At 70.6% G+C, this 26253-nt stretch carries 18 protein-coding genes; all 18 read right to left on the bottom strand.

Annotated elements, in window-relative coordinates:
• Positions 1-16: 16 nt before the first annotated feature.
• Positions 17-4363, bottom strand: a complete 4347-nt coding sequence (locus DEU34_RS02250; protein WP_147423988.1) for an LPXTG cell wall anchor domain-containing protein — start codon at positions 4361-4363, stop codon at positions 17-19.
• 305 nt (positions 4364-4668) lie between these two features.
• Entirely contained in the window at positions 4669-5862 is a 1194-nt protein-coding gene (gene tuf / locus DEU34_RS02245; RefSeq protein ID WP_116648285.1) for an elongation factor Tu, read from the bottom strand.
• Between the two features lie 165 nt (positions 5863-6027).
• Positions 6028-8142, bottom strand: a complete 2115-nt coding sequence (gene fusA / locus DEU34_RS02240) for an elongation factor G (RefSeq protein WP_116648284.1) — start codon at positions 8140-8142, stop codon at positions 6028-6030.
• Positions 8143-8233: 91 nt separating this feature from the next.
• Positions 8234-8704 (bottom strand): 30S ribosomal protein S7, encoded by a 471-nt coding sequence (gene rpsG / locus DEU34_RS02235; protein WP_116648283.1) that lies wholly within the window; start codon positions 8702-8704, stop codon positions 8234-8236.
• Positions 8705-8709: 5 nt separating this feature from the next.
• A complete protein-coding gene (rpsL, locus tag DEU34_RS02230; RefSeq protein ID WP_017201609.1) occupies positions 8710-9078 on the bottom strand; it encodes a 30S ribosomal protein S12 in 369 nt (122 codons plus the stop codon).
• A gap of 317 nt (positions 9079-9395) precedes the next feature.
• The gene (locus DEU34_RS02225; RefSeq protein WP_147423987.1) at positions 9396-10049 is read right to left on the bottom strand and encodes a hypothetical protein; all 654 of its coding nucleotides are present in this window, start codon (positions 10047-10049) and stop codon (positions 9396-9398) included.
• The gene (locus DEU34_RS02220) at positions 10046-10639 is read right to left on the bottom strand and encodes a hypothetical protein (RefSeq protein WP_121148500.1); all 594 of its coding nucleotides are present in this window, start codon (positions 10637-10639) and stop codon (positions 10046-10048) included. The genes DEU34_RS02225 and DEU34_RS02220 overlap by 4 nt, the downstream gene beginning before the upstream one ends.
• Positions 10636-11475, bottom strand: coding sequence for a hypothetical protein (locus DEU34_RS02215; RefSeq protein WP_121148498.1), 840 nt, complete (start codon positions 11473-11475; stop codon positions 10636-10638). The genes DEU34_RS02220 and DEU34_RS02215 overlap by 4 nt, the downstream gene beginning before the upstream one ends.
• 1 nt (position 11476) lies before the next feature.
• Positions 11477-12847: a hypothetical protein gene (locus tag DEU34_RS02210; protein ID WP_121148496.1), complete on the bottom strand. Its 1371-nt coding sequence runs from the start codon at positions 12845-12847 to the stop codon at positions 11477-11479.
• Positions 12844-13140, bottom strand: coding sequence for a hypothetical protein (locus DEU34_RS02205; RefSeq protein WP_121148494.1), 297 nt, complete (start codon positions 13138-13140; stop codon positions 12844-12846). The genes DEU34_RS02210 and DEU34_RS02205 overlap by 4 nt, the downstream gene beginning before the upstream one ends.
• 92 nt (positions 13141-13232) lie before the next feature.
• Positions 13233-13520 carry a WXG100 family type VII secretion target gene (locus DEU34_RS02200; RefSeq protein WP_121149676.1) on the bottom strand — a complete coding sequence of 96 codons (288 nt, stop codon included), beginning with the start codon at positions 13518-13520 and terminating at the stop codon, positions 13233-13235.
• A 120-nt stretch (positions 13521-13640) separates the two neighbouring features.
• A complete protein-coding gene (locus tag DEU34_RS02195; RefSeq protein ID WP_121148493.1) occupies positions 13641-18113 on the bottom strand; it encodes an FtsK/SpoIIIE domain-containing protein in 4473 nt (1490 codons plus the stop codon).
• Positions 18110-19198 (bottom strand): RDD family protein, encoded by a 1089-nt coding sequence (locus tag DEU34_RS02190; protein ID WP_121148491.1) that lies wholly within the window; start codon positions 19196-19198, stop codon positions 18110-18112. The genes DEU34_RS02195 and DEU34_RS02190 overlap by 4 nt, the downstream gene beginning before the upstream one ends.
• 103 nt (positions 19199-19301) lie before the next feature.
• A complete protein-coding gene (locus tag DEU34_RS02185; RefSeq protein WP_121148489.1) occupies positions 19302-19910 on the bottom strand; it encodes a hypothetical protein in 609 nt (202 codons plus the stop codon).
• The gene (locus tag DEU34_RS02180; protein ID WP_121148487.1) at positions 19907-21406 is read right to left on the bottom strand and encodes a DUF5684 domain-containing protein; all 1500 of its coding nucleotides are present in this window, start codon (positions 21404-21406) and stop codon (positions 19907-19909) included. The genes DEU34_RS02185 and DEU34_RS02180 overlap by 4 nt, the downstream gene beginning before the upstream one ends.
• On the bottom strand, positions 21403-23862 hold the full coding sequence (locus DEU34_RS02175) for a transglutaminase domain-containing protein (RefSeq protein ID WP_259460005.1): 2460 nt from the start codon (positions 23860-23862) through the stop codon (positions 21403-21405). The genes DEU34_RS02180 and DEU34_RS02175 overlap by 4 nt, the downstream gene beginning before the upstream one ends.
• Positions 23859-25232, bottom strand: a complete 1374-nt coding sequence (locus DEU34_RS02170) for a DUF58 domain-containing protein (protein ID WP_121148485.1) — start codon at positions 25230-25232, stop codon at positions 23859-23861. The genes DEU34_RS02175 and DEU34_RS02170 overlap by 4 nt, the downstream gene beginning before the upstream one ends.
• Positions 25233-25260: 28 nt before the next feature.
• Positions 25261-26226 (bottom strand): MoxR family ATPase, encoded by a 966-nt coding sequence (locus DEU34_RS02165; protein WP_121148483.1) that lies wholly within the window; start codon positions 26224-26226, stop codon positions 25261-25263.
• Positions 26227-26253: the final 27 nt, after the last annotated feature.

The raw sequence follows: 26253 nt of genomic DNA, 5'->3' as shown, positions 1-26253 counted from the left end.
GAGAGGGGAGGACGTCTCAGAAGGCGCTCCTTCTCGTTCGGCGGCGCCCGTGCCAGACGGCGAGGGCGAGTGCGAGGACCAGGACGGCTGAGCCGCCCAGGAGGAAGGCGTCGGTGCTCGTGCCACCGGTGAGGGGAAGCGTGGCCGGCTGGACGGGCGCGTTCACGAACCGGTACACCGCGGTCTGCCCGGCCGCGGGCGCGGTGATCGACGCCGCACCCGACGACGCGGTGGCCACCGGGGTCCAGCTGCCGTTCGGCTGACGCACCTCCACCCGCAGCTGCTGGTAGGCGAGGCGCGTGCCGGTCTGGGCGAGCGCCTCCGTCAGCGTGTAGGCGTGTCCGGGCCGCACGTCGAAGGTGCTGGCGGGGTTGCCCGTGGCGGCGTAGTCGGCGCCCGCCACCGTCGTCGCCCCGAGTCCGGCGAGGGCGGCCGGGGTCGCGGTGAGGTTCCACGTCGACGGCTGGAACCCCGTCTGCGGGCTCTGCACGTTCTTGAGCAGGACGACGGATGCCGTTGCATTGGTCACCGTGCAGGTGACCGCCGTCGCGCGGGTGAGGGTGAGATCTCCCGCCGACGAGACCGGCACGGCCGCTCCCGCCGCCGTCACGCAGTCCCACGCGCCGACCTGCACGTACGTCGCGGGACCGCCCGCCTCGGCGAGGCGGTACGGCGTATCGGCCGAGACCGTCACCGCGTTCACCGTTCCGCTGCCGCCCGCGCCGGTCGGGCCGGGGAGGGCCGTGGCCAGGCTCCGTGTCGCGGAGAGCTGCCAGGCCGACGGCGCGGCGCTGCCGTAGGAGACGTTCTTCACGAGCGTGAGGGTGGCGACGGGCCGGTTCGTGTACACGCACTCGACCGTGGCGCCGGGGGCGATGTCGACGTTGAGCGCACCGCGCACTTGATCACCGGTGGTCGTGACGGTCGTGGCGCCCGCCGTGCCGTTCACCGTGCACACCAGGCTCTGATACCGGTAGCCCGTCTGCGTCGTCTCCGCGACCGTGACGCGGCCGCGGTGGGATGCTGCGCCGAAGAGCACCTGCCAGGTGGCGCTTCCGTCCGCGCCGGTCTGCTGGGAGGGGTTGCGCGAGGGGAGGATCGACACCGTGCTCCCGGCGTTGGCGGCCGCCGTGGTCGTCATGGTCCACCCGGGCGTCGGGGTACGCGCTGCCCCCCGCCAGTCCTCCACGATCTTCGTCACCCGGACCGTCGCGAAGGGCGCGGGCGAGTTGGTGAAGGTGCAGGCGACCCCGACGCTGAGCCGGTTGGGGATGGTGATGGTGGCCGACTTCTCGGTGCCGGTGAACAGGCGCACGCCGTCGGCCCAGCACTCGTACACCGACGTGTACGCGCTCAGCTGCGATGCCGACCCCGAGGCCATCGTCTCGGAGATGGTCACCGACGTGTTGATCTGCACGGGGGTGGGCGCGATGCGTCCCGCCTGCACGCCCGTCGCCGTCCCCGAGGTGACCGCGGTGGACGACTCCACGGCCGGCGATCCCGATGCGAGGGCGAGACGGAACTGGTCGGCGGCGTTGACCCGGCCGACGACGTTCTTCTCCAACGACAGCGTCGAAGGCGAGGCGCAGGCGGCGAGGTCGGTCGCCCCCGCGCCGGTCGCGGTCGTACCGATGGTCGCGCGCGGGCTGTTCGGCACCCGCACCCAGGTGACGGGGTCGAACTGGTACGCCACGGTCGCGTTTCCCAGGTACACGGTGCCGGCCGGCGAGAACGCCATGCCGTTGACCGCGGTGAGCGCGAATCCGCTGTCGGTCCCGCTCAGCGCGCGCCGCACGGTGGCGGTGGCGGGGATGGTGCCGCCGGTCGCCGCGACCAGCGACTCCCGGCTGACGCTGAACATCCCGACATTGCTCGAGTCTGCCGCCGTCTGAACGATGTGGAGGTTCCCCTGAGCGTCGAACGAGACGTCGCCGTTCTCTCCGGCGGTGGTGCCTGTGGCCACCTGACCCAGGTAGAGGAACCGGCTCCCGTTGTTCAGAGCCGTCGGCGTGTACTCCCACAGACGCACCGAGCCCGCCGCGGACTTCCCGACGACGAAGCGGCCGTTGAGCGGGTCGACCGCGCCGGCGATGATCGTTCCGTCGAGCGTGGCACCGGCCCGGTCGAGGAACGCACCCTGCGCCGTGGTCAGGGTCGTGCGGGTCGCCTGCAGGGCGCCGCTCACGATCGTGTAGTTCACGACGGCACCGGCGTTCCCCGCGCTGTTCGTGGCTCTGTCGATCGCGATGGCGGACGACCCGTCGCCGCTCACGCCGAGCGCGTTCACGTCGGTGGCGCTGGTGACCGCCCCCGCCACCTGCGTGGGCGCAGCCGTACTCGTCGCGTTGACCTGCACGATCGAGCCGTTGGACCGCACACCGTAGAAGTAGGTGCCGTCGCAGTAGAGGCTCGCCGGCTGGGGGGTGTTCGTGAAGGTGCACACGATCTCGGCGCCGGGCTCATCGGGGATCGTGATCGGACCCGACACCGAGGTACCCGTCGCGATCGTCGTCGTCCCGCGCACGCACTGGTAGCTCGTGACGTACGTGTTCAGCGTCGCCGTCGAGACGATGCTCTCGGAGATGGTGTACGTGGCTCCGCGGGCGACGGCGATCGGGCCCACCCGCTGGGTCTGGACTCCCGTGGCCGCCCCGAGTGTCGTGGCCGTCGCGATCTCGGTCGCGCCCTGGCTCAGAGCCAGTCGGAACTGGTCGCCGACGATCGCACGTCCGGTGACGTTCTTCAGGATGGTCAGACGCGCGGGCGCTTCCACGACGAGGGTCGCGTTCTCGGGCGCGTTCAGCACGGTGGTGACGTTCGAGGGCCCGTTGACGTAGGTCCCCGGGGTGTTCGCGACCACGTTGACCGTGACCGTGCAGCTGACTGCTCCCGCCGCGAGATCGCCGCCGGAGGCCGCGATCGTCCCGGAGCCGGCGGTGGCCTGGACGGAGTAGGCGGCTCCCGTCGCGTTCGCGCAGGTGCCTCCCACACTCGGGGACGGGGCGACGACGAGTCCCGTGGGCAACGCGTCGCTGAAGCTCCAGTCGCTCTTCGCGGCGAGCTCGGAGGTGTTGGTGATCGTGAACGTGAGGGTCGTCGGCGTACCTGCCACGACGGTGTCGGAGGCGAACGCCTTGTCGAGGGTGGGGGTCGCGTCGAGGATGCGGAGGTTGTCGACCGCCAGGTCGTTACCGCCCGAGGCGAGGTTGTTGTTGCGCACCACCGGGCGCAGCTGGGCCGCCTGGGCCGCGGTGAGCAGCAGCGAGGCGTCCGAGGTGAACGTGCCGACGGCGACACCGTTTCCGCCGAGGTTCCAGCCGCCCTGCAGTGCCGGCGAGGTGTACCACCGCGCGGTCGTCTCGGTGCAGGGCGAGAACGCCCGCGACGTCATCGAGGGCGTCGCACCGGTGCCGACCGCGAGCCCGAGGGTGACCTGCGCCCGCGTCCCGAACGCGCACGATGCCTCGCCCATGTCGAGGCGGGCGACGTAGTACCGCGGCCCGCTCGCGGCGATGCCGAGCGAGGGGGCGCCGGCGGAGCGACCGAGCATGAGGGTCTGGCCCGCCGTCCCGGTCTGCGACTCCGTCCACTCCGTGAGTGCACGGTTTCCCTGCGAACCGCCGTTGGGCGTGGTCGTGGAGGTGCCGGTGGCGGTCGCCGTGTCGGCGGTGGCGGCACCCGGGACGCCGAGTCGCAGCTGACCGAGCGCATCGGCGAGCCGCCGGATGTTGTTCCGCGAGGCCTGCGACGTGGCCGTGCAGATCGATGACAGCGACGCGTCCGTCGTCGCGTACTCCGCGAGCACACCGTTGCACTGTCCGTACGCGAGCCAGAAGGCGTCCGCGGTGTAGGCGTTTCCGAGCGAGCTGCCCAGGGGGGCGGCCGCCGTGCCGCTGACCCCTTCGAAGTCCTCCGTCCAGACGGGTGTCGGTGCCAGGGGGACGCCGGCGGCGAGGATCGAGACGCCGCCTTCGTTTGCCGCGCGCGCGAGCGGCGGGCCGCGGGCCGCCCGCTGGGTGCCGCTCGACGGGGACGACGACGGGTCCGGGGTGGACGACGAGTCGGAGGTCGGGGCATCCGTCGAGGGCGAAGGGACCGCGTCCGCCGGCTCGTCCTGCTGAGGCGCGGGGGCATCCGCGGCGGCGTCGTCCTGAGGGTCGACGGTCGCTTCGGGGGCCACGGCCGCACCCGTCTCCTCCGCGCTGACCGCCGGGGCCACGGCGGACGCGGATGCCGTCACACCGCCCACGGCGAGGAGCGTGACCACCAGGCTCGCGACCACCGCGCCGGCCACGGCCGTTTTCGCGGTGCGCCACGCCCGCGCCGCATGCGGGCGGCGGGTCAAGGCCTGATGAGCAGTCATTTTCGCGCGTAACTGTGAGGGGACGATGGGCGGCGGCGGCGACCCACAGTACGCGCGCGACGCAGGCGTCACGGCATGTGCGGAGGAGGGGCACCAGACTCCGGATTGCCGCACGCGCTCTCGTGAGCGCGGCGACGATTCATAGATTAGAGGGACACGCACCAAATATTCAAGTGTCCGAAGAGTTGCGATTCGGCAAAATTTTTGCCGCTCCCCCGGCATCGACGTTCGGCGCACGAAAAAGCCCCCCGGATCCCAACGGACCCGGGGGGCTTTCTCATGCGCTCGTTGGCCGAGCGGCGGTATTACTTCAGGATCTTCGTGACCGTGCCGGCGCCGACGGTGCGGCCACCCTCACGGATCGCGTAGCCGAGGCCCTCTTCCATGGCGATGGGCTGGATCAGCTCGACCGTCATGTCGGTGGTGTCGCCGGGCATGACCATCTCGGTGCCCTCGGGCAGCGTGATGACGCCGGTGACGTCGGTGGTGCGGAAGTAGAACTGCGGGCGGTAGTTCGTGAAGAACGGGTTGTGACGGCCGCCCTCTTCCTTCGACAGGATGTAGGCGGTGCCCTCGAACCCGGTGTGCGGCGTCACCGAACCCGGCTTCACGACGACCTGGCCACGCTCGACGTCGTCACGCTTGGTGCCGCGCAGGAGCAGACCACAGTTCTCGCCGGCCCAGGCCTCGTCGAGCTGCTTGTGGAACATCTCGATACCGGTGACGATCGTCTTCTGCGTCGGACGGATGCCGACGATCTCGACCTCGGAGTTGATCGCCAGTGTGCCACGCTCGGCGCGGCCGGTGACGACGGTTCCACGACCGGTGATCGTGAAGACGTCCTCGACGGGCATGAGGAACGGCTTGTCCTTGTCACGCACCGGGTCGGGGATGGACGCGTCGACGGCTTCCATGAGCTCGACGATCTTCTCGACCCACTCGGCGTCGCCCTCGAGAGCCTTCAGGCCCGAGACGCGGACGACGGGGGCGTTGTCGCCGTCGAAGTCCTGGCTCGAGAGCAGCTCGCGAACCTCGAGCTCGACGAGCTCCAGGATCTCCTCGTCGTCGACCATGTCGGACTTGTTCAGCGCGACGAGCAGGTAGGGGACGCCGACCTGCTTGGCGAGCAGAACGTGCTCACGGGTCTGAGCCATCGGGCCGTCGGTGGCGGCGACCACGAGGATCGCGCCGTCCATCTGGGCAGCACCGGTGATCATGTTCTTGATGTAGTCAGCGTGGCCCGGCGCATCGACGTGGGCGTAGTGACGCTTGGGGGTCTCGTACTCGACGTGCGAGATGTTGATCGTGATACCACGCTGACGCTCTTCCGGCGCCGAGTCGATCGACGCGAAGTCACGCTGAACGTTGGTGGCCGACGGGTACTTGTCGGCGAGCACCTTCGAGATGGCAGCGGTGAGCGTGGTCTTGCCGTGGTCGACGTGACCGATCGTTCCGATGTTCACGTGCGGCTTGGTCCGCTCGAACTTGGCCTTAGCCACTGGGTCCTCCTCAGGACGGTGATGTGTAGAGGGTCCGGGCACTGGTTTGCGACCGGTTCTCTACGGGGATGGATTCAGCTTAGTAGAGGTGTGATGTGAAGTTGTGGGGTGGATGCTGCCGGCCCCTCACCGGGGCGCGGAGCCGGCAGCATCCGGAGGGCGGATTTACTCGCCCTTGGTCTTCTGGACGATCTCGTCGGCCACCGCGCGCGGCACCTCGGCGTAGCTGTCGAACTCCATGGAGTAGACGGCACGGCCGGAGGTCTTCGAGCGCAGGTCGCCGATGTAGCCGAACATCTCCGAGAGGGGGACGTTCGCCTTGACGACCTTGACGCCCTGGGCGTCTTCCATCGACTGGATCTGGCCACGACGCGAGTTGAGGTCGCCGATGACGTCACCCATGTACTCCTCGGGAGTACGCACCTCGACACCCATGATGGGCTCAAGGATGATGGGGTTCGCCTTGCGGACGGCTTCCTTGAATCCCATGGAGCCGGCGATCTTGAACGCCATTTCCGAGGAGTCGACGTCGTGCGACGCACCGTCGAGCAGGATCGCCTTGACGCCCACCATGGGGTAGCCGGCGAGCACGCCGACGTTCATGGCGTCCTGGAAGCCCTGGTCGGTGGGGCCGATGTACTCGCGCGGGATGCGGCCACCGCTGACCTTGTTCTCGAACTCGTACGTCTTGTCGGCCGTGACCTCGAGCGGCTCGATCGCGAACTGGATTTTCGCGAACTGACCCGAACCACCGGTCTGCTTCTTGTGCGTGTAGTCGTGACGCTCGACGGCCTTCTTGATCGTCTCGCGGTAGGCCACCTGGGGCTTTCCGACGTTCGCCTCGACGCGGAACTCGCGCTTCATGCGGTCGACCAGGATGTCGAGGTGGAGCTCGCCCATGCCCTTGATGACGGTCTGACCGGTGTCGGAGTTCTGCTCGACGCGGAACGTCGGGTCCTCCTCCGCGAGCTTCTGGATCGCGAGACCCAGCTTCTCCTGGTCGGCCTTGGTCTTGGGCTCGATGGCGACCTCGATGACCGGCTCGGGGAACGTCATCGACTCGAGCACGACCTGGTGCTGCGAGTCGGAGAGCGTGTCGCCCGTGGTCGTGTCCTTGAGGCCGATGACCGCGTAGATGTGACCCGCGGTGACCGAGTCGACCGGGTTCTCCTTGTTCGCGTACATCTGGAAGATCTTCCCGATGCGCTCCTTCTTGGACTTGGTCGAGTTGACGACCTGTCCGCCGGAGTCGAGGTGACCGGAGTAGACGCGGATGTAGGTGAGACGACCGAAGAACGGGTGCGTCACGATCTTGAACGCCAGGGCCGTGAACGGCTCTTCGCGGTCGGCGTGGCGCTCGATGACGATCTCTTCGTCCTTCGGGTCGTGGGCCTCGATGGCCGGCACGTCGAGGGGCGACGGGAGGTAGTCGACCACCGCGTCGAGCATGGGCTGCACGCCGCGGTTCTTGAACGCCGAACCGCACAGGACCGGGTAGACCTCGGACGCGATGGTGAGCTTGCGGATCGCGGCCTTGACCTCGGCCACAGTCAGCTCCTCGCCGCCGAAGTGCTTCTCGAGAAGCTCCTCGTCGGACTCGGCGACGGTCTCGAGCAGGAGCTCGCGGTACTCGGCGGCCTTGTCGGCGAGGTCGGCCGGGATCTCCTGGATCTCGTACTTCGCTCCCATGGTGACGTCACCCTTGGAGTCGCCGGGCCAGACCAGGGCGCGCATCTCGACGAGGTCGATGACGCCGACGAAGTCGTTCTCCGCACCGATGGGGAGCTGGATGACGAGCGGCTTGGCCTTCAGCTTGTTGACGATCGTGTCGACGGTGAAGTAGAAGTCGGCGCCCAGCTTGTCCATCTTGTTGACGAAGCAGATGCGGGGGACGTCGTACTTGTCGGCCTGCCGCCAGACGGTCTCGGACTGGGGCTCGACGCCCTCCTTGCCGTCGAAGACGGCGACGGCGCCGTCGAGGACGCGGAGCGAGCGCTCCACCTCGACGGTGAAGTCGACGTGACCGGGGGTGTCGATGATGTTGATCTGGTTCTTGTCCCAGAAGCAGGTGACGGCGGCCGACGTGATCGTGATGCCGCGTTCCTGCTCCTGCTCCATCCAGTCGGTGGTCGAGGCGCCATCGTGCGTCTCGCCGATCTTGTGGTTGACGCCCGTGTAGAAGAGGATGCGCTCGGTCGTCGTCGTCTTGCCGGCATCGATGTGCGCCATGATGCCGATGTTGCGGACCTTGGTGAGGTCGGTGAGCACGTCTTGTGCCACGGGCGGGGTTCCTAACTTGTGGAGAGGGACATTCCGTCGACCTCCGGGCCCTTCGACAGGCTCGGGACCCGGAGGTCGACGTTCAGGCGTATTACCAGCGGTAGTGCGCGAAGGCGCGGTTCGACTCGGCCATCTTGTGGGTGTCTTCGCGGCGCTTGACCGCGGCACCGAGGCCGTTCGAGGCGTCGAGGATCTCGTTCTGCAGACGCTCGATCATGGTCTTCTCGCGGCGGGCCTTCGCGTAGCTCACGAGCCAGCGCAGGGCCAGCGTGTTCGCACGGTGGGGCTTCACTTCGATCGGCACCTGGTAGGTGGAGCCACCGACGCGGCGGCTCTTGACCTCGAGGGTGGGGCGCACGTTGTCGAGCGCCTTCTTGAGGGTGGCGACGGCGTCCTGGCTGTTCTTCGCCTCGACGCCCTTCAGAGCGGTGTAGACGATCGATTCCGCGATCGACTTCTTGCCGTCGACGAGGATCTTGTTGACCAGCTGGCTGACGATCGGAGCACCGTAGACCGGGTCGTTGACGACCGGGCGCTTGGTGACGGGACCTTTACGAGGCATCTGACTCAGCCCTTCTTCGCACCGTAGCGGCTGCGAGCCTGCTTACGGTTCTTGACGGCCTGGGTGTCGAGCGCACCGCGGACGATCTTGTAACGGACACCGGGGAGGTCTTTGACACGACCGCCGCGGACGAGCACGAGCGAGTGCTCCTGCAGGTTGTGGCCCTCGCCGGGGATGTAGGCGGTGACCTCGGTGCCGTTGCGGAGCTTCACACGGGCGACCTTGCGCATGGCCGAGTTCGGCTTCTTCGGGGTCGTCGTGTAGACGCGGGTGCAGACACCGGCCTGCTGGGGGTTCGACTTCAGGGCGGGAGCCTTGGTCTTGGTGACCTTCGGCGAGCGTCCCTTGCGAACCAACTGCTGAATAGTTGGCACGTTCTCTCCTTGTTGTGCTGCACGGTGACAGCGGGTGTGTCTCCCCCGCAGCATCCGGATCTTTCGATTCATGACGGTGCGGGCTCACATAGACCCACCGAGCGGCAGAATGATCTGACGCTTCTCGTGGTGGATATGCCGTGGGGGTGACCTGTTCGCAGGCCCATCCCTGAGATGGTGCGACCATCGCTCCTGCGAGACACCGGGGGCACGACGCAGGGCGCGCGTGAGCGCACACCCGCCCCATCATACGCCCCGAGCAGGGTACGGGCAAACGAGGGCGGATGCTGCGCGCGGTCGGGGCGGCGGAGTCGGTGTCAGGCTTCGACGTCGACCCACCGGAACGTGCTCATGATGACGTCGCCCGTCTCGAGGAGCAGCTCGGTGAGCCTGGTCGGCGTGATCACGTCGTCCGACGGCGCGGGTTGCGTGTCGTCGGCGGCCAGTACGGTGTGCACGAAATGGAGCCCGCGGCGTTCGGCGGCATCGACGCCGACCGGGACGACGTAGTGCTGCGCACGCGTGCGGATGGCGGGCTCGTCGGTAGCGCGCCGGTCGCTGTGATCGTTCGCCCACCGCCACATCGAGGTCGCGGTGAAGTCCGGCTGCACGACCTCCGCGCCCCGCGCGGCGCGACCGACCGCGTCTGCCCACGACACGTCGCCGGGTCGGACGAACGGTGCCGCCGTGAGCACGGCCGGCTGCGGATCGCCGTCGAGGGTCGGCGGGAGGTAGGCCTCGAACACATGGGTCGACCGCAGGGATCGCCGCAGCTGCGACAGCATCCCCCGCATCTGCAGGACGAGATCCGGCCGACCGGCTTCCTTGAAGCGCTCGACGGCCGTCTCGCCGAACACGTCGGTCAGGACCTCGGCGGGAACCCGCCGCCACCCCGAGGGCGCCAGCAGACGATAGGGCGCGGGCCGGGGCGGAGCCGCTCGGCGGCCGATGAGTTCTTCGCGCAATGTCATCGATCCGTCTCTCGTTCGCGGGGCTCCGCCATACTGCGGAACAGCGCCTCGACGTCGGCTTCCCTGTCGGCGATCGCCGCGGGGTCGTGATCGTTCGTGACGAGGTAGCAGACCCACTCGGGCGTCACACCCAGCCACTCCAGCCGGGGCAGCACCGCGGGCTCGGCGTCGTCCTCCGAGCGCAGCACGAGCGGGAGGCTGTGGCGGCGTGCCGCAGACGTGAACCCGTCGATCGTGAAGACCTCCACGACCGGGTCGAGCGCGGTGAACCCCGCATCGGGGAGCAGGTCCTGCGCGTGCGTGCCGTCGGGTTCGCGACTCTGGACGTAGATGTCGACGAATCCGGTCGGGATCGATGCGATCGGATAGTGCCAGAAGCGCGCCCACACGTGGGGGGCGGGGAACAGCGCGACCGCACGCGCGCCGGAGCGCACGAGGGGCGCGACGGTGTCGGCATCGGGCCGGCCGCTCGTGGCGGACTCGGCGAGCCAGTCGGCCCATTCCTCGGCATCGCGCCACGGCGTGTCGGCGTAGTCCAGGGGCACGCGGATCCAGCGGTCGGTGTCGAAGATCACCTCTGCGGCGCTCATCCCGCGTCTCCTCTCCAGACCACCGACGGGTTCTTCCGCCGGAGGCGTCGTGCGTCGCCGGCGCGGATGATGCCCTCGCGCTCCAGCACGTCGATCGTGGTGCCGTAGGAGCGGTCGGCGACCGACCGCTCGGCGGCGGCGAGTTTCGTGGGCAGGGAGGCCCACCACTCGTCGACGGGGTCGCCGTCGCCGACGCTGACCCCCCACTCGTCCTTCGCCGCGACGGCGGGGTCGAGCAGCGCGATACGGTCGCGGCGACGCGCCACGACCGCGAGCCCCGCCATACCCACGACCGACAGCCCGAGCAGGACGAGACCGGCGATAGGGAGCTGGGGCTCGAAACGGTCGACGTCGTCCCAGTTGAGCGACATGTAGACGAACACCGCGGCCCACACCACGGCGAGCACGATGTACAGCCGCCAGGCGCCCCTCGTGTGGGCGCCGAGGAGAAGGGTGTCGCGTCGGCCCCGTTCCAACGCGACGAAGATCGCGAACGCGGCGACCGCGCACAGACCGACCCAGAGTGCGGCGGTGTCGACGCCGAGGGCGGGGCGGCCGTTGCGCGGAGACGGCAGAACGAGGCCGGCCGCGAGGAGACCCAGGAGGAGGGCGACGACGGTCACGGTGTCGCGGATGCCCCACGTCGGACGCGACGGTCGTGCGGGCGTCGCGTCCGCTCGACGAACGACGTTGTCGTGTTCGCCGCGAAGGCGCGGCACCGCCACGAGGACGGCGGCTCGCGACGCCTCGACGACGGCGTCCAGGCGCTTGCGGCTGCGCAGTTCCGGGATGCGATTCTTCAGCTCGGCGCCGACGCCCGTGGTCAGGTCGGACACGTCACCTCGCCAAGGGGTTGAAGTCGAGACCGGGGATGTCGGCGACGGTCGGGATGTCGGGGCCGCCGAACACACCCACACCGGTGCTCACCGACTGCTCGATGCCGTTGAAGAAGTTCACCACGTTGGTCCCCTGCATGAACCCACCGGGGGCCCCGACGCCGGCGAGCCAGTTGTTCGCCGCGACGCGCGGCACGCCACCCGGGCGCGGCCAGGCGTTCAGGATGTTCTCCGACATGCTCAGCGCCTGGCCGTCGAGACGACCACCACCGGATCGGATGGCGTTCCAGGCGCCCTGACCCCAGTTGCCGACGGAGGTGCGCAGGAAGTCGTCCGCGATCCCCCCGGCAGCGGCCCGGCGAGCGGCCTGTCCCCCGCCCGAGCCGCCCCAGCCGAGGATCGTGCGCACGCCGTCTTCGACGGCGTTGCGGCCCGCCGTGATCGTGGTGCGCGACGCGGTGCCGAGACCGGCTGCGGGCCCGAGTGCGCGGAAGAACCCCGATCCGCCGCGCATGGCCTTGACGACGCCTCCGGCGAAGGGGATCACCGCGATGGTGTCGAAGATCAGGTCGCCCATCGTCACGCGTTTGGAGCCGGCGAGCATCATGCCGACGTGGATGGCCAGGGTGGCGATGGCCGCCACGGTGGCGATGACGAGCAGCACCGCAGCGATGGGAGCGGCGACGAAGATCGCCACGACGACGGCGATCGTGCCGATCACGGTCAGCGCCTGGGCGATGAAGTCGAAGGCGTCCTCCCACGGGTTGTCGTCGATGCCCGATGCGCTGTACGCGGACTCCAGATCGTTGACGGCCTTCTCGTAGGCCTCTTCCCACACCGAGTAGCCCGACTCGAAGGACTCCCAGAGACCCTCGAGTTCGGTCTCGGCACTGCTCGCCGCGCTTCCGGCGCTCGAGGCGGCCTGGTCGGCGGTGGCGAGCTGTGCGTCGGTGGCTTCGTCCTGCCACGGCCAGGGGTTGCGGAGGTCGTCCGCGGTGCTCTCGGCCTCCTCGCGGGCGGCGACGGCTTCGTTGCGCGCCGTGATCGCGGCGAAGATGTCGTCCACGAGTGGATTGACGGTGCGCGTGCGCGCGTCGCGGAGCGCGGCGGCGTACGTGACGAGGACCGGGCCGGAGCTCGTGTAGCGATCGGCGACCTTGGTCAGCTGATCGGCCAGCTCGCCCGCCTGCTCGCGGATTGCGTCGAGCCCCTCGGCCTTGTAGCGCGTCTCGGACGAGAGCTTCTCGAGCTCATCGGAGGTCCACTGCATGCGCTCGCCCATGCGCGTGTACTCGTTCCCGGCGGTCTCGATGTCGTAGGGGTCGCCCTCGAGCTCCTCGAGCCGATAGCCGCGATTCGGTGAGTAGGTCATTCGGGGTCACTCGCCAATTCCACATCGAGTTCGCCGATCGTGTCGACGAAGTCCTTCAAGTGCTGATAAACCGTGTCGAGATCTTCCGACAGCTGCTCGCGGTTGCCGTCCCATCCGCCCTGGAACTCCTCGACCTTGCCGCGCAGTTCCGACCGCCCGGAGGGTCGTCCCACAGCATCCGCCACCGTGTCGGTGTTTTTCCCGAGATCGGCGAACTCGGTCTTGAACGAATCCAGGCGGCTCACCATCAGCTCGAGATCACCGAGATCGACATCCATCCCGTCGTTGGCCATGCGGTCTCCTCTTCGTCGTCGCCGGAACCGTCGCGCACACGGCTTTCACCCCGGGTCGTTCCTCGCAGAGGACGGCCCGGGGTGAAAGTGCGTCAGTTGCCCGCGAGCGCCTGGTCGGTGTCCTTGATCGCCTGCATCATCTTGCGCAGCGACTCGCCCATGTCGGAGATGCCCTCGATGGCCTTCTCCAGGCCGGTCGTCAGCTCGGTGTAACCCTCGCCGAACTTGCCGGAAGCGTGCTGCGTCTTGAAGTCGTCGCCCAGGAGCCGGTCGACGTCGTCCTTCAGGCGACGAAGCACATCGCCGATCTCTTCACGGCCCGACTCGAGCTTTCCCGACATCGACTCCATCTCGCCGTAGGACGCTTTGAAATCCGCCATCATGCACCTTTTCGTTGAGGAAGAAGGGGCCGGAACCCCCGAACGACCACCACCCTAACCGAACCTCCGCGCGGCCCAGGACAGACCTTCCGGACGGCCGAGGGGTTGTGGTAACGCGCTTCAGTCGGCGACCAGCGGGAGCTGCACGGTGACCATCCGGCCGTTCTCGACGAACAGTCCGCGACCCGGCGGGAACTCGTGACGCTGCACCTTCGGGAAGGGAACCTTGAACAACGAGTCGCCGTCGTAGGTCTCGGGCCGCAGCGCGACGCCATGCCGCCCCGCCTTGAGTTCGCCGATCAGACCGAAGCCGCTGGTGAGCTGGGCGACGTCGCCGTCGGCGACCAGGAAGTGATCGCTGCGGTTGATCGCCTGGAACAGCTCCTTGAGCGGACGCTCGGCATCGGTGTCGCTGAACTCGGTGATGTTCTCCACGACGATCATGAGCCTCTTGGTGAGGGTCTCGTCGACGACGACGTCCTTGAGCTCCTTGGCGAGAGCGCGCACGTCCTCCGGACTGCTGGCCGTCCTGGTCCAGGGACGGAACGAACGCAGCGCCGCGCGGCGTCCGCCGACGTGAAACAGCGCCACCTCGGGGTCGAGACGCTCCACGGCCCTGACGAGGCCCCGCAGCGCCGTGGTCTTTCCGCTCTGCGGCGGCCCCGCGACGACGAACGTGCCGATGGGCTCGAACGCCCGGGGTCCCAGGGTGTCGTCGCCGATGCCGAGCACGGGGAGTCCGTCGAGCCGATCGGGCAGGCTCGCCGCGTCGAGCTCGGTGGGGAGCGATCCGATGTTCTCGGCCTCGACGGCGCCGGCGGAGCGGAGGCTCTCGGCGAAGACCTCGGCGGCGGTGTTCTGCTCGGCGACGTTCGTGGTGCCCCCGATGACCGCGATCTGGGTCTCGACGCCGTCGACGATGGCGCGCCCGGGGGCACTGCGCTCGTTCAGGACGTCCTTCGGAACCCCGAGGATCGAGTACGCGCCGTCATCGGCCATGCGCAGGACGATGCGCTTGGTCACGTTCGCACTGACGGCCGTGGGGACGCTTCCGTAGCGATCGGCGGTGGCGACGACATGTACGCCCAGCGGCCGCCCCTCGCCCAGCACGCGCATGAAGATCGCGTAGTACGGCGCGCGCGCCGACACCGTCTCCCAGTCCTGCTTGAAGGTGCCGAACCCGTCGAGCAGGATGACGATCCGCGGTTCGTCGGGCTTGCCGGCGAGAACGCGGTACTCGGTCAGGGTCGAGGCGTTGACCGCGGAGAACCGTCGCGCGCGGTCGTCGAGGATCGAGCGCACCGTGCGCAGCAGACGTTGGACGCGCTCGGCGTCGTCGCCCGAGACGATCGCGCCGACGTGGGGCATGGCCTCGATCGAGCGGAGCGACCCGGTGCCGAAGTCGATGCCGTACACCGCGACACGACCGAGGTCGGGACGCGCGCCCGCCGCGATGCCGATCGAGCGCAGCGCCACGCTCTTCCCCGACCCGCTCGTGCCGTAGACCAGCATGTGGCCGTCGGTGTCGGGCTCGAAGAAGACCGCCGTCTGCAGCTGCTGCTGCGGGATGTCGGCGAGCCCGAGAGGAATCCTCGCGTCTCCGTCGAGCGGGAGGTCGCGCAGGTCGATCGTGCTCGCCAGATCGTCGAGCCAGGGCCGCCTCGGCTTCGGCAGGCCCGCCTCCTCCGAGGCGGCCACCAGATTCGCCACGAGGCGCTTCTGGTCGTTCGGGCCGAGGTCTTCGTCGTGCGCGTCGGATCCGTCGTCGTCGTGCTCGGACTCCCAGAGCGTCACCGATCCGAAGCGGAGCTCCGCCACCCGCACCTGGGCGCGGTTCGGCTCCTCCGTCGTCCACCCTCCGGCGTAGGCCGCCTGGAACGGCACGAGCCGGCCGGGGCCGGTCTTGGCGATGCCGCGACCGGGGATGGACGGATCGAAGGTGGATGCGACGGCATCGCCGACGACGTCGTTCGAGTCCGACGCATCCGCCATCCGGAGGGCGACGCGCAGGTTGGTGTTCGCGCGGAGGTTGTCCTTGATGACACCGGCGGGGCGCTGCGTCGCCATGATCAGGTGGATGCCGAGGGAACGACCTCGCTGGGCGATGTCGACGACCCCGTCGACGAACTCCGGCACCTCGGTCGCGAGGGCGGCGAACTCGTCGATCACGATGACGAGGGCCGGCGGCGTCTCGGGATCCTGACGCTTCTCGAGCTCGAGCAGGTCCTTCGCCTTCTTGCGGTTGAACAGGTGCTCGCGGTGGTGCAGCTCCGCCCGGAGGCTCGTCAGGGCGCGCCGCACGAGGTGCGGGCTCAGGTCGGTCACGAGCCCCACCGTGTGGGGCAGGTCGACGCAGTCGGCGAAGGCCGAGCCGCCCTTGTAGTCGACGTAGAGGAACGTCACGCGGTCGGGGCTGTACTCGGCCGCCATCCCCAGCACCCAGGTCTGCAGGAACTCGCTCTTGCCCGAGCCGGTCGTTCCGCCGACCAGCGCGTGAGGCCCCTGCGTGCGCAGGTCGAGCGACATCGCGTCGGGGCTGCCCTGACCCATGAACGCCTTGAGGGTGCCGGCGCGCTTCAGGCGCGGACGGGGGGTGCGCGACCGGTCGATGATCGAGTTGTTCTGCCGCCACCGTTCGATCACGGCCGACGTCTCGGCGGCCCGATCGGCACCGATGATGCGCAGGAGCGACACGCTGTTGGGGAGGTCCGACGAGTCGGGTGCGACCGAGCTGGAGTCGACCACGGGCGCGAGCCGCTTGGCGAAGTGCTCGGCGTACTCGCGCGAGACGCCCTCGACACTGACGTTCTCCGCCCGCTCGCCGGCTCGCACCCACCCGACCACGGCGTCGTCGAGTCCGTTCGAGACGTCGATGAACGTGCGGCAGGCGGCCGGGAGCGACTCGACCGTCGGGGCGACGAAGATCGTGAAGACCCCCGCATCCGGTCCGCGCTCGATGAGCTGGGTGAGTCGGGCGCGGTCGACGGGCGCGTCGTTCGTGGCGATGAGGATCAGCGAGACGTCTCCGCCCTTGGCGGGGCTGTGCGCCCGCTCGCCGACGCTCTTGCCGAGCTCCATCGACGTGTCCTGCGGGGCGAGCGGCCCGCGCGGCTCGGTGGAGCCGGTGAGGCGCTCGAGAACGGCGCCCTCCAGGGCGTTGAGCAGCACGGTCGCCGCCGAGGGGCTGTCGGCGAGCGCGATCTCCGCGAACGGGGACTGAGGGCTCGTGGTGTGCGGCAGCCACTTCATCCACTCGACGTCGGGCGTCCACGCGGGGTCGACGATCGCGGCGGTGATGACCTCGTTGGGCGCGTGGAGGCCGAACAATTGCACACCGATCCCGCGGAGCACGTCGGCGACCTCGCCGCGCCCGCCGGCGATGCCGATCGCCCCCGCCGAGGGGAGGAGCTCGACCAGGGGCACGTCGGAGATGTGCTCGAACCGCGACCGGAGCGCGTTCACCCGATCGGAGTATTCGGCGATGCCGCGCTGGTCGCTCGCCTCCTGCACGGTGTTGCGGCTGCGACCGGTGCCCGACCCGAGTCGCACCGAGAGGAAGTTCCAGTGCTCGGGGCGCCGGGTCCACATCAGCGGGCCCAGTTTCATGGACTGCTCGAAGACGGTGGCGGTCGGCGGCGCCTCCTCTCGGCGGCGTTCGCGCTCGACCACCTCTTCGGCGAGCAGGGAATCCTCGAGCTCGTCGATCTGGGTCTCGAACGTGTCGATCTCCAGCCGGAGCTTTTTGCCCTGCTGCGTGCGCTGCCCGATGAAGTTGCCGAGCATCATCAGCGGCGCCATGAAGACGATCAGCAGCGACGTCGGACGCTGAGTCACGGCGAACAGCGCGAGGCCCAGGAGAACGGGGGCCGCGACCATCGGCCACGGGAAGATGCGGGGGTCGGCCTCGGCCGGGATGATCGGGTGACGGTGCTCGCGTCCGGCGTAGCGCTTCTCGACGCGGGGCGAGCGGTTGAACAGCAGCGACCCGCCCTGCTCGAAGATGCGCGCCTCCTCGGCGTCGCCCTCGTTCGCCGTGCGGACGAATCGCACGTCGGTGCCGCCGATGGTGATGATCTGGCCGGGCCGCACGCGCACGCGGGAGACGAGACCGCCGTCGATGACCAGCCCGTTGGCGGAGTTGAGGTCGATGACCTCGATCTCCTTGTCGACCTCGACGCGCGCGTGGCGCTTGGAGACCATCGGGTCGCGCAGCACGACGTGAGCCGGCTCGACCCGCCCGATGATCGAGGTCCCGTGGGCGAGCGGGACGACGCGCCCCGCTTCGGCGCCGCTGAGGATCTGCATCACGGCAGCGGTGGCCCCGCTGGATGCATAGGCATCGGCCGTGGCGGCGACCACCGCGGCGTCGAAGCCCGAGCCGAGGGGCGCGTCGGCGACCAGCGCGGTCGGATCCATCTGCGCGGGTTCCTCACCGGGCGGGGCGACGAGCAGCGTGGGAGTGACCGACGCCGGGATGCGGCTGCTGTCGGCGAGCGATCTGGCCACATCTTCGACGGTCGCGGTGGCGTCGGCGGTGACGATGACGTCGACGGGTGCTGCGGCCTCCCGGCGGAGGGCGAGTTTGATCTTCATGCCTGGGGATCCCCTCGACGAACCTGGAACATGCGACCGCCCAGGCGCACGACGGCGCCCGCCTCGAGGCCGACGCGCGAGCCCGGGGTGAGCGGGGTCTCGGCGCCGTCCGCGCCGACGATCATCGTCCCGTTGCTCGAGTTGCGGTCCATGACCCACACCCCGCCCGCATCGAGACCGAACGCCAGATGGGTCTTGGACAGGAGTTTGTCGGGGTCCTCGAGGGCCAGCAGCACCTCGGCCGTCTGACCGGGTGCGGCCTCGGGCTGACGACCGATCAGGCCGTACTCCGGCACGCGGACGCTCGAGCCGTCCTCGAAGACGAGCACGTGCTCGATCCGCGGCGCGGCGGTGATCAGTCCCGCGGCCTCGTCCTCGACGGGGTGCGGGGCCCACGGTCCGCCCGAGACGCCGACGACGCCGGCCCGCGAGCGGCGCTCGGCGAGCATGGGCGGTTCACCGGACCCGTTCGACGCGAGCGACGGCAGGCCCTCCGACACCTCCCGCAGCGGCATGTCGAGCTCGCGGATCGTGCGGCGCAGCGCCCGCGCGTCGGCCGGGTCGAGCCCCGCGCGCGCGTCGATCACCCAGCATCCGGCGACACGATCGAGGATGCTGCGCCCGCGGCCTTCGCGGTCCCACAGCCCCGACGCGAGCATCACGGCCGGGCCGATGAGGGGGATGATCCCGCTGACGCCCAGGACGAGGGCGCGCAGCACGATGCGCCAGAAGCCGGGGCGCCCGAGATCGACCACGGAGACCGAGCGCAGGCGCATCGCGGCCTTGCCGGCGGTGACGCCGCGACGCCCGTGGAGCACGAGCTGCACGAGCCCGAACAGGGCCGGCAGCGCCGCGCCGGCGATCACGAGCACGGTCGGACCCCACGACGCGTCGCCCATGAGCAGGAGGGCACCGCCGATGCCCGCGGGGACGGCCAGGAGCGACCAGATCAGCAGATCGATCGCGAACGCCCACGCGCGCACCCCGGGACGCGCGGCGACGATGCCGAGTCGCGTCGCGGACTCCGGGTCTCCACCGATCGACTCCGACGGGGTTCGGTCCCGCGTCTCACCGGCTCCGCTCATCGGTCCCCCTCGCAGAAAAGCTCGACTGGTAAACCTATCGCAGCGACGCGGCCCACCCCGTCGCTTGACGGGTGTACGGCCGCACGCCTCCCCGGTGCCGCGGTCACGCCGGGACGACGATCGCCCAGACGATCGCGGCGATCGCCAGCACGCCTGCCGCCGCACCCGCCGCGATCGCGACAGCGGCTCGACGTCGAGCCCGTCGAGCGCGCGAGGCCGTTGCGGCGGCCACGTCGACGGTGGCCTGTGACTCCCGTCGGGCCGGAGCCGCGCGCGTGACGACCTCGGACTCGACCGCTCGCGGCCGATAGATCTCCCGCTCCTCGGCCGACGGGACGCGCGCCGTGCGCTCCTCGGCAAGCCCCTGAGCCGCACGCACCGCCGACCGGCGGACGCGGGTCGGGGGAATGTCGGCGGGGCGGGCCCGCGCGCCCGGGGCCGTGTCGTCGTCGGGTTCGCCCTCGGATGCGGCGAGCCGCCGACGCCCCGGGACGGTGGCCTCGTCGAGCGGCTCGTCCGACGCCGCGACGGCGGACGCCGCCGCCGGGGTCGCCCGAGGAAGGAGGACGGTCGGCTCCTGCGCCGCACGGCGGCGCGCCACGAGGGTCTCGTCATCGACCGGCGACGGGACCTCCTGCTCGTCGCGGGGAGGATTCGGCCACGCGCGCAGCCGTCCCGCCCAGATGGTGACGTCGTCGTCGCGGTCGCTCACGCCTCGCTCCGCGTGAGTCGCACCTCCGCGTCGCCGAGGAAGAACCGCTCCCCCGCTTCGAGTTCCTGACCGGGCTGGGCCTCGATCTCGGTGCCCATGAGGGTCGCGAACAGCACACCGTTCGTCGAATCGAGGTCGGTGACGAACCACGTCTCACCGCGCAGCTCCAGTCGGGCGTGCGTCTTGGACACGGTGCGCGTCTCGTCGGAGATGGCGATCAACTGCGCGCCGGGCCGCGTGGGATCGGGGGCGGGGCGACGACCGAGGATGACGACCTCCGACGAGATGTCGATCGGGGCACCGCCCGGCGGGATCAGCTTCCACGGCACGCGGCGACGCCGCGCCACGATCGTGCGGTCCATGGCCTCGAGGTCGTCGTCCTCGTCGTCGGTCGAGTCGCCCTGGGCGTACAGCGCCGAGACCGACGACAGCGCCGACCGGGGCGCGCCCGCATCGGGGGCACCCGGCACGGCGGAGATCGCCTCGCTGAGCTCGGGGAACTGCTCGGGGTCGCTCGCGGGCGCGGCCGGCGCCCGGAGGGGTCCGGGAGCCCACGGCTCTCGCACCGGTGCCGGCGCGGGGGGCTCGGGAACCTCGGCGACCGGCGCGGGGGCGGCCTCCGGCGTCTCGCGCGGTGGCACGGTCGGCACCGACTCGATCGGCGCGGCGGACTCGGCGCTGCGTCGGGGCTGCTCGGGGTCGAGCGCGGGGGCGGACGGGGAGGACGCGCCACTCGGAGGGGACGGCGGCGTCACGCGGTCCTCGGGTTCCGCGGCGCCGCCGCCGGGCTCTTCGGCGGGGAGGGGCGACCGCCGCGAGGCGAGGAACGACGCGGGCGGCGGCAGCACCGGCGACTCGGCGGGCGGGTCGGCCTTCGGCACGACGACCGGAGCGGGAGGAGGGGTGGATGCTGCCGGGCGCGGGGTCTCGGGGGTCGGGGCCCAGAACCCCGTCGACAGGGGCGCGGCGTCCTGGGGCGCGGTGTCGGGCCGCGGGATGTCGACGCGCGTCGTGTCGACCGGATCGGCGAACATCGGCTCGAACGCGGTGAACGCTCGCGCACGCGGGGCCAGCGCAGCATCCGCGGGGTCGTCGCGGTCCGCCGTGCGACGGGGGCCGGACTGCTCCTCTCCGATCCAGCGCGCCGAGCCGAACCCGACGATGCTCGCCCAGATGAGCGGGAAGAGCGCCGCGACGACCGTCATCCCGCCGCCGAAGCCGAAGGCGACGTTGATGCGGTAGTACGCGATCACGAGGATCACCACGAACGCGATCTGACCGAACAGCGGCACGAAGACGATGAAGACGAACCACGGCGAGAATCCGCCCAGACGCAGGAGCACCGCGGTGTTGAGGATGGGCACCCATGCCTGCCAGGCGTCCTCCCCGGCCTTGCGGAACACCGCCGCGAGAGAGAGCGACGTCCAGAGGTAGAGGACGATGATCACGGCGAAGGTGATGAGCCCGGCGACGACGCCGATGGAAGAGTCGTTCATGTCGTGGTGCGTCCGCCAGCAGCTGGTCGGCGCTTCCCCCTCTCGACGGACCGCGGCGACCGCGGGCGCGAGGGGCGCGGCGCGATCAACCGGACGAATGACCTCAACGATAGGGCCGCGACGAAGCGACGCCAGAATCCACGCTCACGGGAGAGTCGTCTGCGTTCGTCGTCGACGATGCGCCAGAACTCCGCAGCGTCGTCGGGTGTGGTCTGCTCGCGCGCGAACACCGCTCGGTCGGCGGTGGCCGCGAGCTGCCCGCCGGACGGCGTACCGAAGGCCGCCGCGAGCTCTGAGCGCGTCAGTTCGCGCGGCGCCGGATGACCGGCGTCGACCCCCGCGTCGACGTACTCCTCCCAGCCGCCGGCGATCTTCTCGACGGGATCGGACGACGTCCGGCGCCCGCGCCGACGCGACGCCTTGGCCGCCAGGATGGCCAGGAACGGGCCGAGGACGACCGCGAGGACGAGCAGCACGATGCCCGCGACGCGCAGGATCGGCCACAGCCACGCCAGATCGATCCCGCCGGCGTCGTCGTCGGGCGCGTCCCGCGCCGAGTCCTCCTGCACGGGCTCGGGCGGCACGACCTCCTCGACGGTGTCGGGGCGCACCTCGGTGACGTTCTCGGGGTCGCGCTGCTCGGTGACCTCCAGGCTCGGCGACTGCTCCCACTGCGGGGTCGCGTCGACCGCGATCCAGCGGCCGTCGTCGGAGCGCACCTCGGCCCACGCCGCGAGATCCTTCGCGCGGCAGGTGCCCGCCTCGCAGGTGCTGAGCCCGGGGTCGGAGGAGGTCAGTCGCGCGCCGACCACCACCCGGGAGGCGAAGCCGAGCTCGCGCGCGACGAGGGCGACGGCGACCGAGAACTGCTCGTCGTCGCCGACGGCCGCCACGAAATTGTCGGACGCGACGGCCCGCGGGTCGCTCTCGCGCTCGATCAGGCGGGAGAAAAGCGTGTCGATGCGCGCGAGGGAGTGCCCCGACGCGCTGGGCTGGAACACGTAGCCCGACAGACCCGCCCTCCACACCGGCGTCTGGTCGCCCTCGTTCAGCGCGTGGCTGAGGTAGCCGCGCTCGCGCAGCAGCCGCACCAGTCCGTCGAGTGCCGCGCCGCCCGTGCCCACGGCGTGCTCGTCGACCCAGGCCGCCAGGTTGTCGGGCGGGACGACGCCGCCCGTGACACCGCCGGGCTCGCCGATCGAGGCGAGATCGCCGACGGCGGGCTCGACGCCCCGCAGCCGGTAGCGATCTCCCGCCGCGAGCCCGCCCTCGGCGGTCTGCACCCCCGCGCCGGCCGTCACGTCGTAGTAGAAGCTGTCGGCGAGCGCCGCCGCGCGGTCGCCCTCGAACTCCACGCGGGCGAGGCTGCCCGCGGTGGGCATGAAGATGCCGCCCAGGTCGCCGATGGTGACCTCGGCGTCGATCGGCGTCCCCTCCCCCGCATCGCGGACGGAGGGTACGCGCACGAACCGGCTGCCGTCGCCGCCCGGGCGGAAGATCTCGCCGTCGTAGCCGTCGAGCGTGGCGACGCGCACACGCTCGGGAGGCGCGTCGCCGCTGACCGTGAACAGCACGTCATCGGCACGCGCGTCGGAGAACAGCATCCGATAGTCCGACAGGGGACTCACCGCGGCGGCGATCTCGACCTCCGGGCCTGCCGCCGTGCGCAGCACCTGCCGATCGGCTCCCCGTGCAGCCCACGGCACGACCGCCACCGCCGCCACCAGCGCGATCGCGAGCATCCCCGCGCCCAGAGCCGTTCGGCGCTGGTCGGCGCTCGACGGCCGTCGCGACAGGCGCACGCCGCTCGCCGACGTGGCGCGCTGCAGCGCCGCGACGCGTTCGTCGCGCGCGCGCCACGCGAGCCACATCAGCGCGGAGCCGAGGGCGCAGACCCCGACGAGGGTCTCGACGGGCGCGGCGAACGTCAGCGGCCCGAGAACGAGCGCGGAGCTGACGGACGAGCGACCGAAGAAGAGCCCGAACGACACCATGCCCAGACCCACGACGACCGAGGCGTTGGCCCACCGGTCGTCGCGCCAGGCGAGGAGCAGAGCCACGGTCGTGCCGACGAGGAAGATCACGAGCGCCGGGACGAGGAGGTTGCGATAGGCGCCGACGGGGAGGTCGACCGTGAGGAGGTCCTTCCACCCGACGAGCACCCCGGCGAACGCCTCGCCGAGACCCTGCAGCATCTCGACCGGGCCGATGAGCCTCGACGGCACGGCGAGGGGCACGGCGAGGAGGGCGAAGGCGCCGACGAGCAGGGCCGCCACGATCCATCCGCCCCAGCGTCGTCGCAGCGAGACGACGGCGATCCCCGCGCCGACGAGGGCTCCGGCACCGGCGGCGACCAGGAACGCCGTCGACGCGTAGATCGGCCATGCGGCGAGTGCGGCCACCACCACGGTCGCAGCCACGTAGACGGCGCCCGCGGCGATCCGGGGGCCCTTCACGACGCCGCCCCGCGTGCGAGGAGGCCCGAGAGATCGTCCAGGGTGCCGATCGTCAGCACCGAGAGCCCCGAGAGCACGCGCATGCGCGGGTGCGCGCTCTCGTCGCAGACGACGGCGACGAGAGCGGTGTCGGCGGGGAAGGCGAGCGCGGCCTGCCGCAGGCGCTGCAGCGGCACAGTCGAGCCGACCACCATGAATGCGATGGACAGACGCTCGTTCGCCTCCGCGGCCAGGCGGCATACCTCGTCGACCGGCATGGTGTTCTCCAGGCGCGCGATGGCGCTGAAGCCGTCGAGCATCGCGCGGGGCGACACGGTCGCGATGTGCTGGATGGCGCGGAGCCTGCCCCGCACCACCCGCGGGATCTCCGACCCCGCGACGATGTCGAGGTCGCGCGCGTCGCGTACGGCGCGCAGGCCGAGGGACGCGGCGGCCGAGACGGCGAGCTCGAACTCGTCGGCGTCGGCGAACTCGGGCTCGGCGACACCGAGCACCACCGCCATGCGTGAGCGGCGCGACTCCTCGAACTGACGCACCATCAGGCGCCCGGTCTTCGCCGTCGATTTCCAGTGCACCTGGCGCTGGGAGTCGCCCGGGGCGTACTCGCGGATCGCGTGGAACGACATGTCGGAGTCGACGAGACGGCGCGTGGGATTTCCTTCGAGGTCGCGGATGAGCCCCGCGCTCGTGGACGGGATCGCGGTGGTGCGCGGGTGCACGAACAGGTCGCGCACGTCGTCGAACGCGTGCTCGCGCCGGAGGAGCCCGACCGGGTCGCTGCGGACGGTGGTGACGGGCCCCACCCGCACGACGCCGCGGGGCAGGGCCGGGATCTCGAGCGGCTGCGCCACCGTGTGCCCCGGGCGAAGGAGCGGCACCCCGAACTCCACGAGTCCGCGGCCCACGGGGATGTCGAGGCGCCCGGGGAGGGCGACGCGCCGCCCGTCATTGCGGACGACGATCTGGCCCGTCACGCCCTGGCCGGCCACGACCCGTTCGTGGGTGAGGGTGAGATCGACCTCGTAGGCGCGGGCGCCGAACAGGAACGGGACGGCCATGACCACCAGGAGCGCCGAGACGACCCCGGCGACCATCCATTCGACCCACCCGAAGGCGACGCCGGCGATGAGCCCGGCGGTGGCCGCGACCACCACGAGCGCGCCGGCGGGTCGAACGGTGCGTCCCGCCCAGCGCACCGCGGCGACGAGCGCGTCGCGGGTGGCTCGGAGGGCCACGGTGGTGCGCACGGCGGCGCGCACGACGGCCCGCTCGCGTCGCCGGGAGGTCGTCGAGGTGATGGAGGTGCGAGACGACGTGGTCGTCGACGACGCGGCGGAGGTGCGGGTCAGACGCGGATCGACGGAGTTCATGCCGCGTCGCCGGGGCTCGGGTCCGCGCTCATACGGCCTCGCGCTGCGTGGGAGGGGCGACGTCGAGGAGCACCTGGCCGATGACGGCCTCCTGCGTGACCCCGTCGAACTCCGACTCGGGGTGCAGGATCAGGCGGTGGGAGAGCACGGGCACGGCGAGCGCCTTCACGTCGTCGGGCGTGGCGTACGTGCGCCCCTGCGACACGGCGCGTGCACGGGTCGCGCGGGTGAGGGCGAGGGCGCCTCGGATGCTGACCCCGAGCCGCACTTCGTCGGCCGAACGGGTCGCGTCGACGAGCCGCGCGATGTAGTCGAGCACGAGGGCGTCGACGTAGGTCTCTGCCGCGAGGTCGGCCATCCCCGCCAACGCCTGGGGCGTGATGATCGGCGGGAGGTCGTCGGTCGCCATCGCTGCGCCGTCGAGGATGCGCACGGTGGCGGCGTGGTCGGGATACCCGAGCGACGTGCGCATCATGAAGCGGTCGAGCTGCGCCTCCGGCAGGCGGTAGGTGCCCGCCTGCTCCACCGGGTTCTGCGTCGCCAGCACGAGGAACGGGTCGCCCACCGCGCGGGTCACCCCGTCGATCGTGACGTGCTTCTCCTCCATCACTTCGAGCAGCGCCGACTGGGTCTTCGGGCTCGCGCGGTTGATCTCGTCGGCAAGCACGATGTTGGCGAAGACCGGACCGGAGTGGAACTCGAACGCGCCCGTCTTCTGGTCGTACACCGTGATGCCCGTGATGTCGCCGGGGAGGAGGTCGGGGGTGAACTGGATGCGGGTGTTCGTGCCCTGCACCGACTGCGCCACCGCGCGGGCGAGGGAGGTCTTGCCCGTGCCCGGCACGTCTTCGAGCAGTACGTGCCCGTCGCTGAGCATCGCGGTGAGCACGAGGTCGACGACCCGCCGCTTGCCGAGCACGGCGCGCTCGACGTTGTCGGCGATCTGCGCGAAGGTGTCGGCGAACCACGTCGCCTGCTCCTGGGTGATCGTCATCGTGCTCTCCTGTGTCGTGGGGAAGGG

It is taken from the genome of Microbacterium sp. AG1240, assembly GCF_003635115.1.
Taxonomy (GTDB): Bacteria; Actinomycetota; Actinomycetes; order Actinomycetales; family Microbacteriaceae; genus Microbacterium.
This window is presented reverse-complemented; position numbering and strand designations above follow the sequence as displayed.

Coding starts and splice junctions, on each gene's coding strand:
- DEU34_RS02210 (WP_121148496.1), bottom strand. CDS start 12,847: ATGACCTACTCACCGAATCGCGGCTATCGGCTCGAGGAGCTCGAGGGC.
- DEU34_RS02170 (WP_121148485.1), bottom strand. CDS start 25,232: ATGAACTCCGTCGATCCGCGTCTGACCCGCACCTCCGCCGCGTCGTCG.
- DEU34_RS02190 (WP_121148491.1), bottom strand. CDS start 19,198: ATGAGCGGAGCCGGTGAGACGCGGGACCGAACCCCGTCGGAGTCGATC.
- DEU34_RS02200 (WP_121149676.1), bottom strand. CDS start 13,520: ATGGCGGATTTCAAAGCGTCCTACGGCGAGATGGAGTCGATGTCGGGA.
- rpsG (WP_116648283.1), bottom strand. CDS start 8,704: ATGCCTCGTAAAGGTCCCGTCACCAAGCGCCCGGTCGTCAACGACCCG.
- DEU34_RS02180 (WP_121148487.1), bottom strand. CDS start 21,406: ATGAACGACTCTTCCATCGGCGTCGTCGCCGGGCTCATCACCTTCGCC.
- DEU34_RS02205 (WP_121148494.1), bottom strand. CDS start 13,140: ATGGCCAACGACGGGATGGATGTCGATCTCGGTGATCTCGAGCTGATG.
- DEU34_RS02225 (WP_147423987.1), bottom strand. CDS start 10,049: ATGACATTGCGCGAAGAACTCATCGGCCGCCGAGCGGCTCCGCCCCGG.
- DEU34_RS02165 (WP_121148483.1), bottom strand. CDS start 26,226: ATGACGATCACCCAGGAGCAGGCGACGTGGTTCGCCGACACCTTCGCG.
- DEU34_RS02250 (WP_147423988.1), bottom strand. CDS start 4,363: ATGACTGCTCATCAGGCCTTGACCCGCCGCCCGCATGCGGCGCGGGCG.
- DEU34_RS02220 (WP_121148500.1), bottom strand. CDS start 10,639: ATGAGCGCCGCAGAGGTGATCTTCGACACCGACCGCTGGATCCGCGTG.
- DEU34_RS02195 (WP_121148493.1), bottom strand. CDS start 18,113: ATGAAGATCAAACTCGCCCTCCGCCGGGAGGCCGCAGCACCCGTCGAC.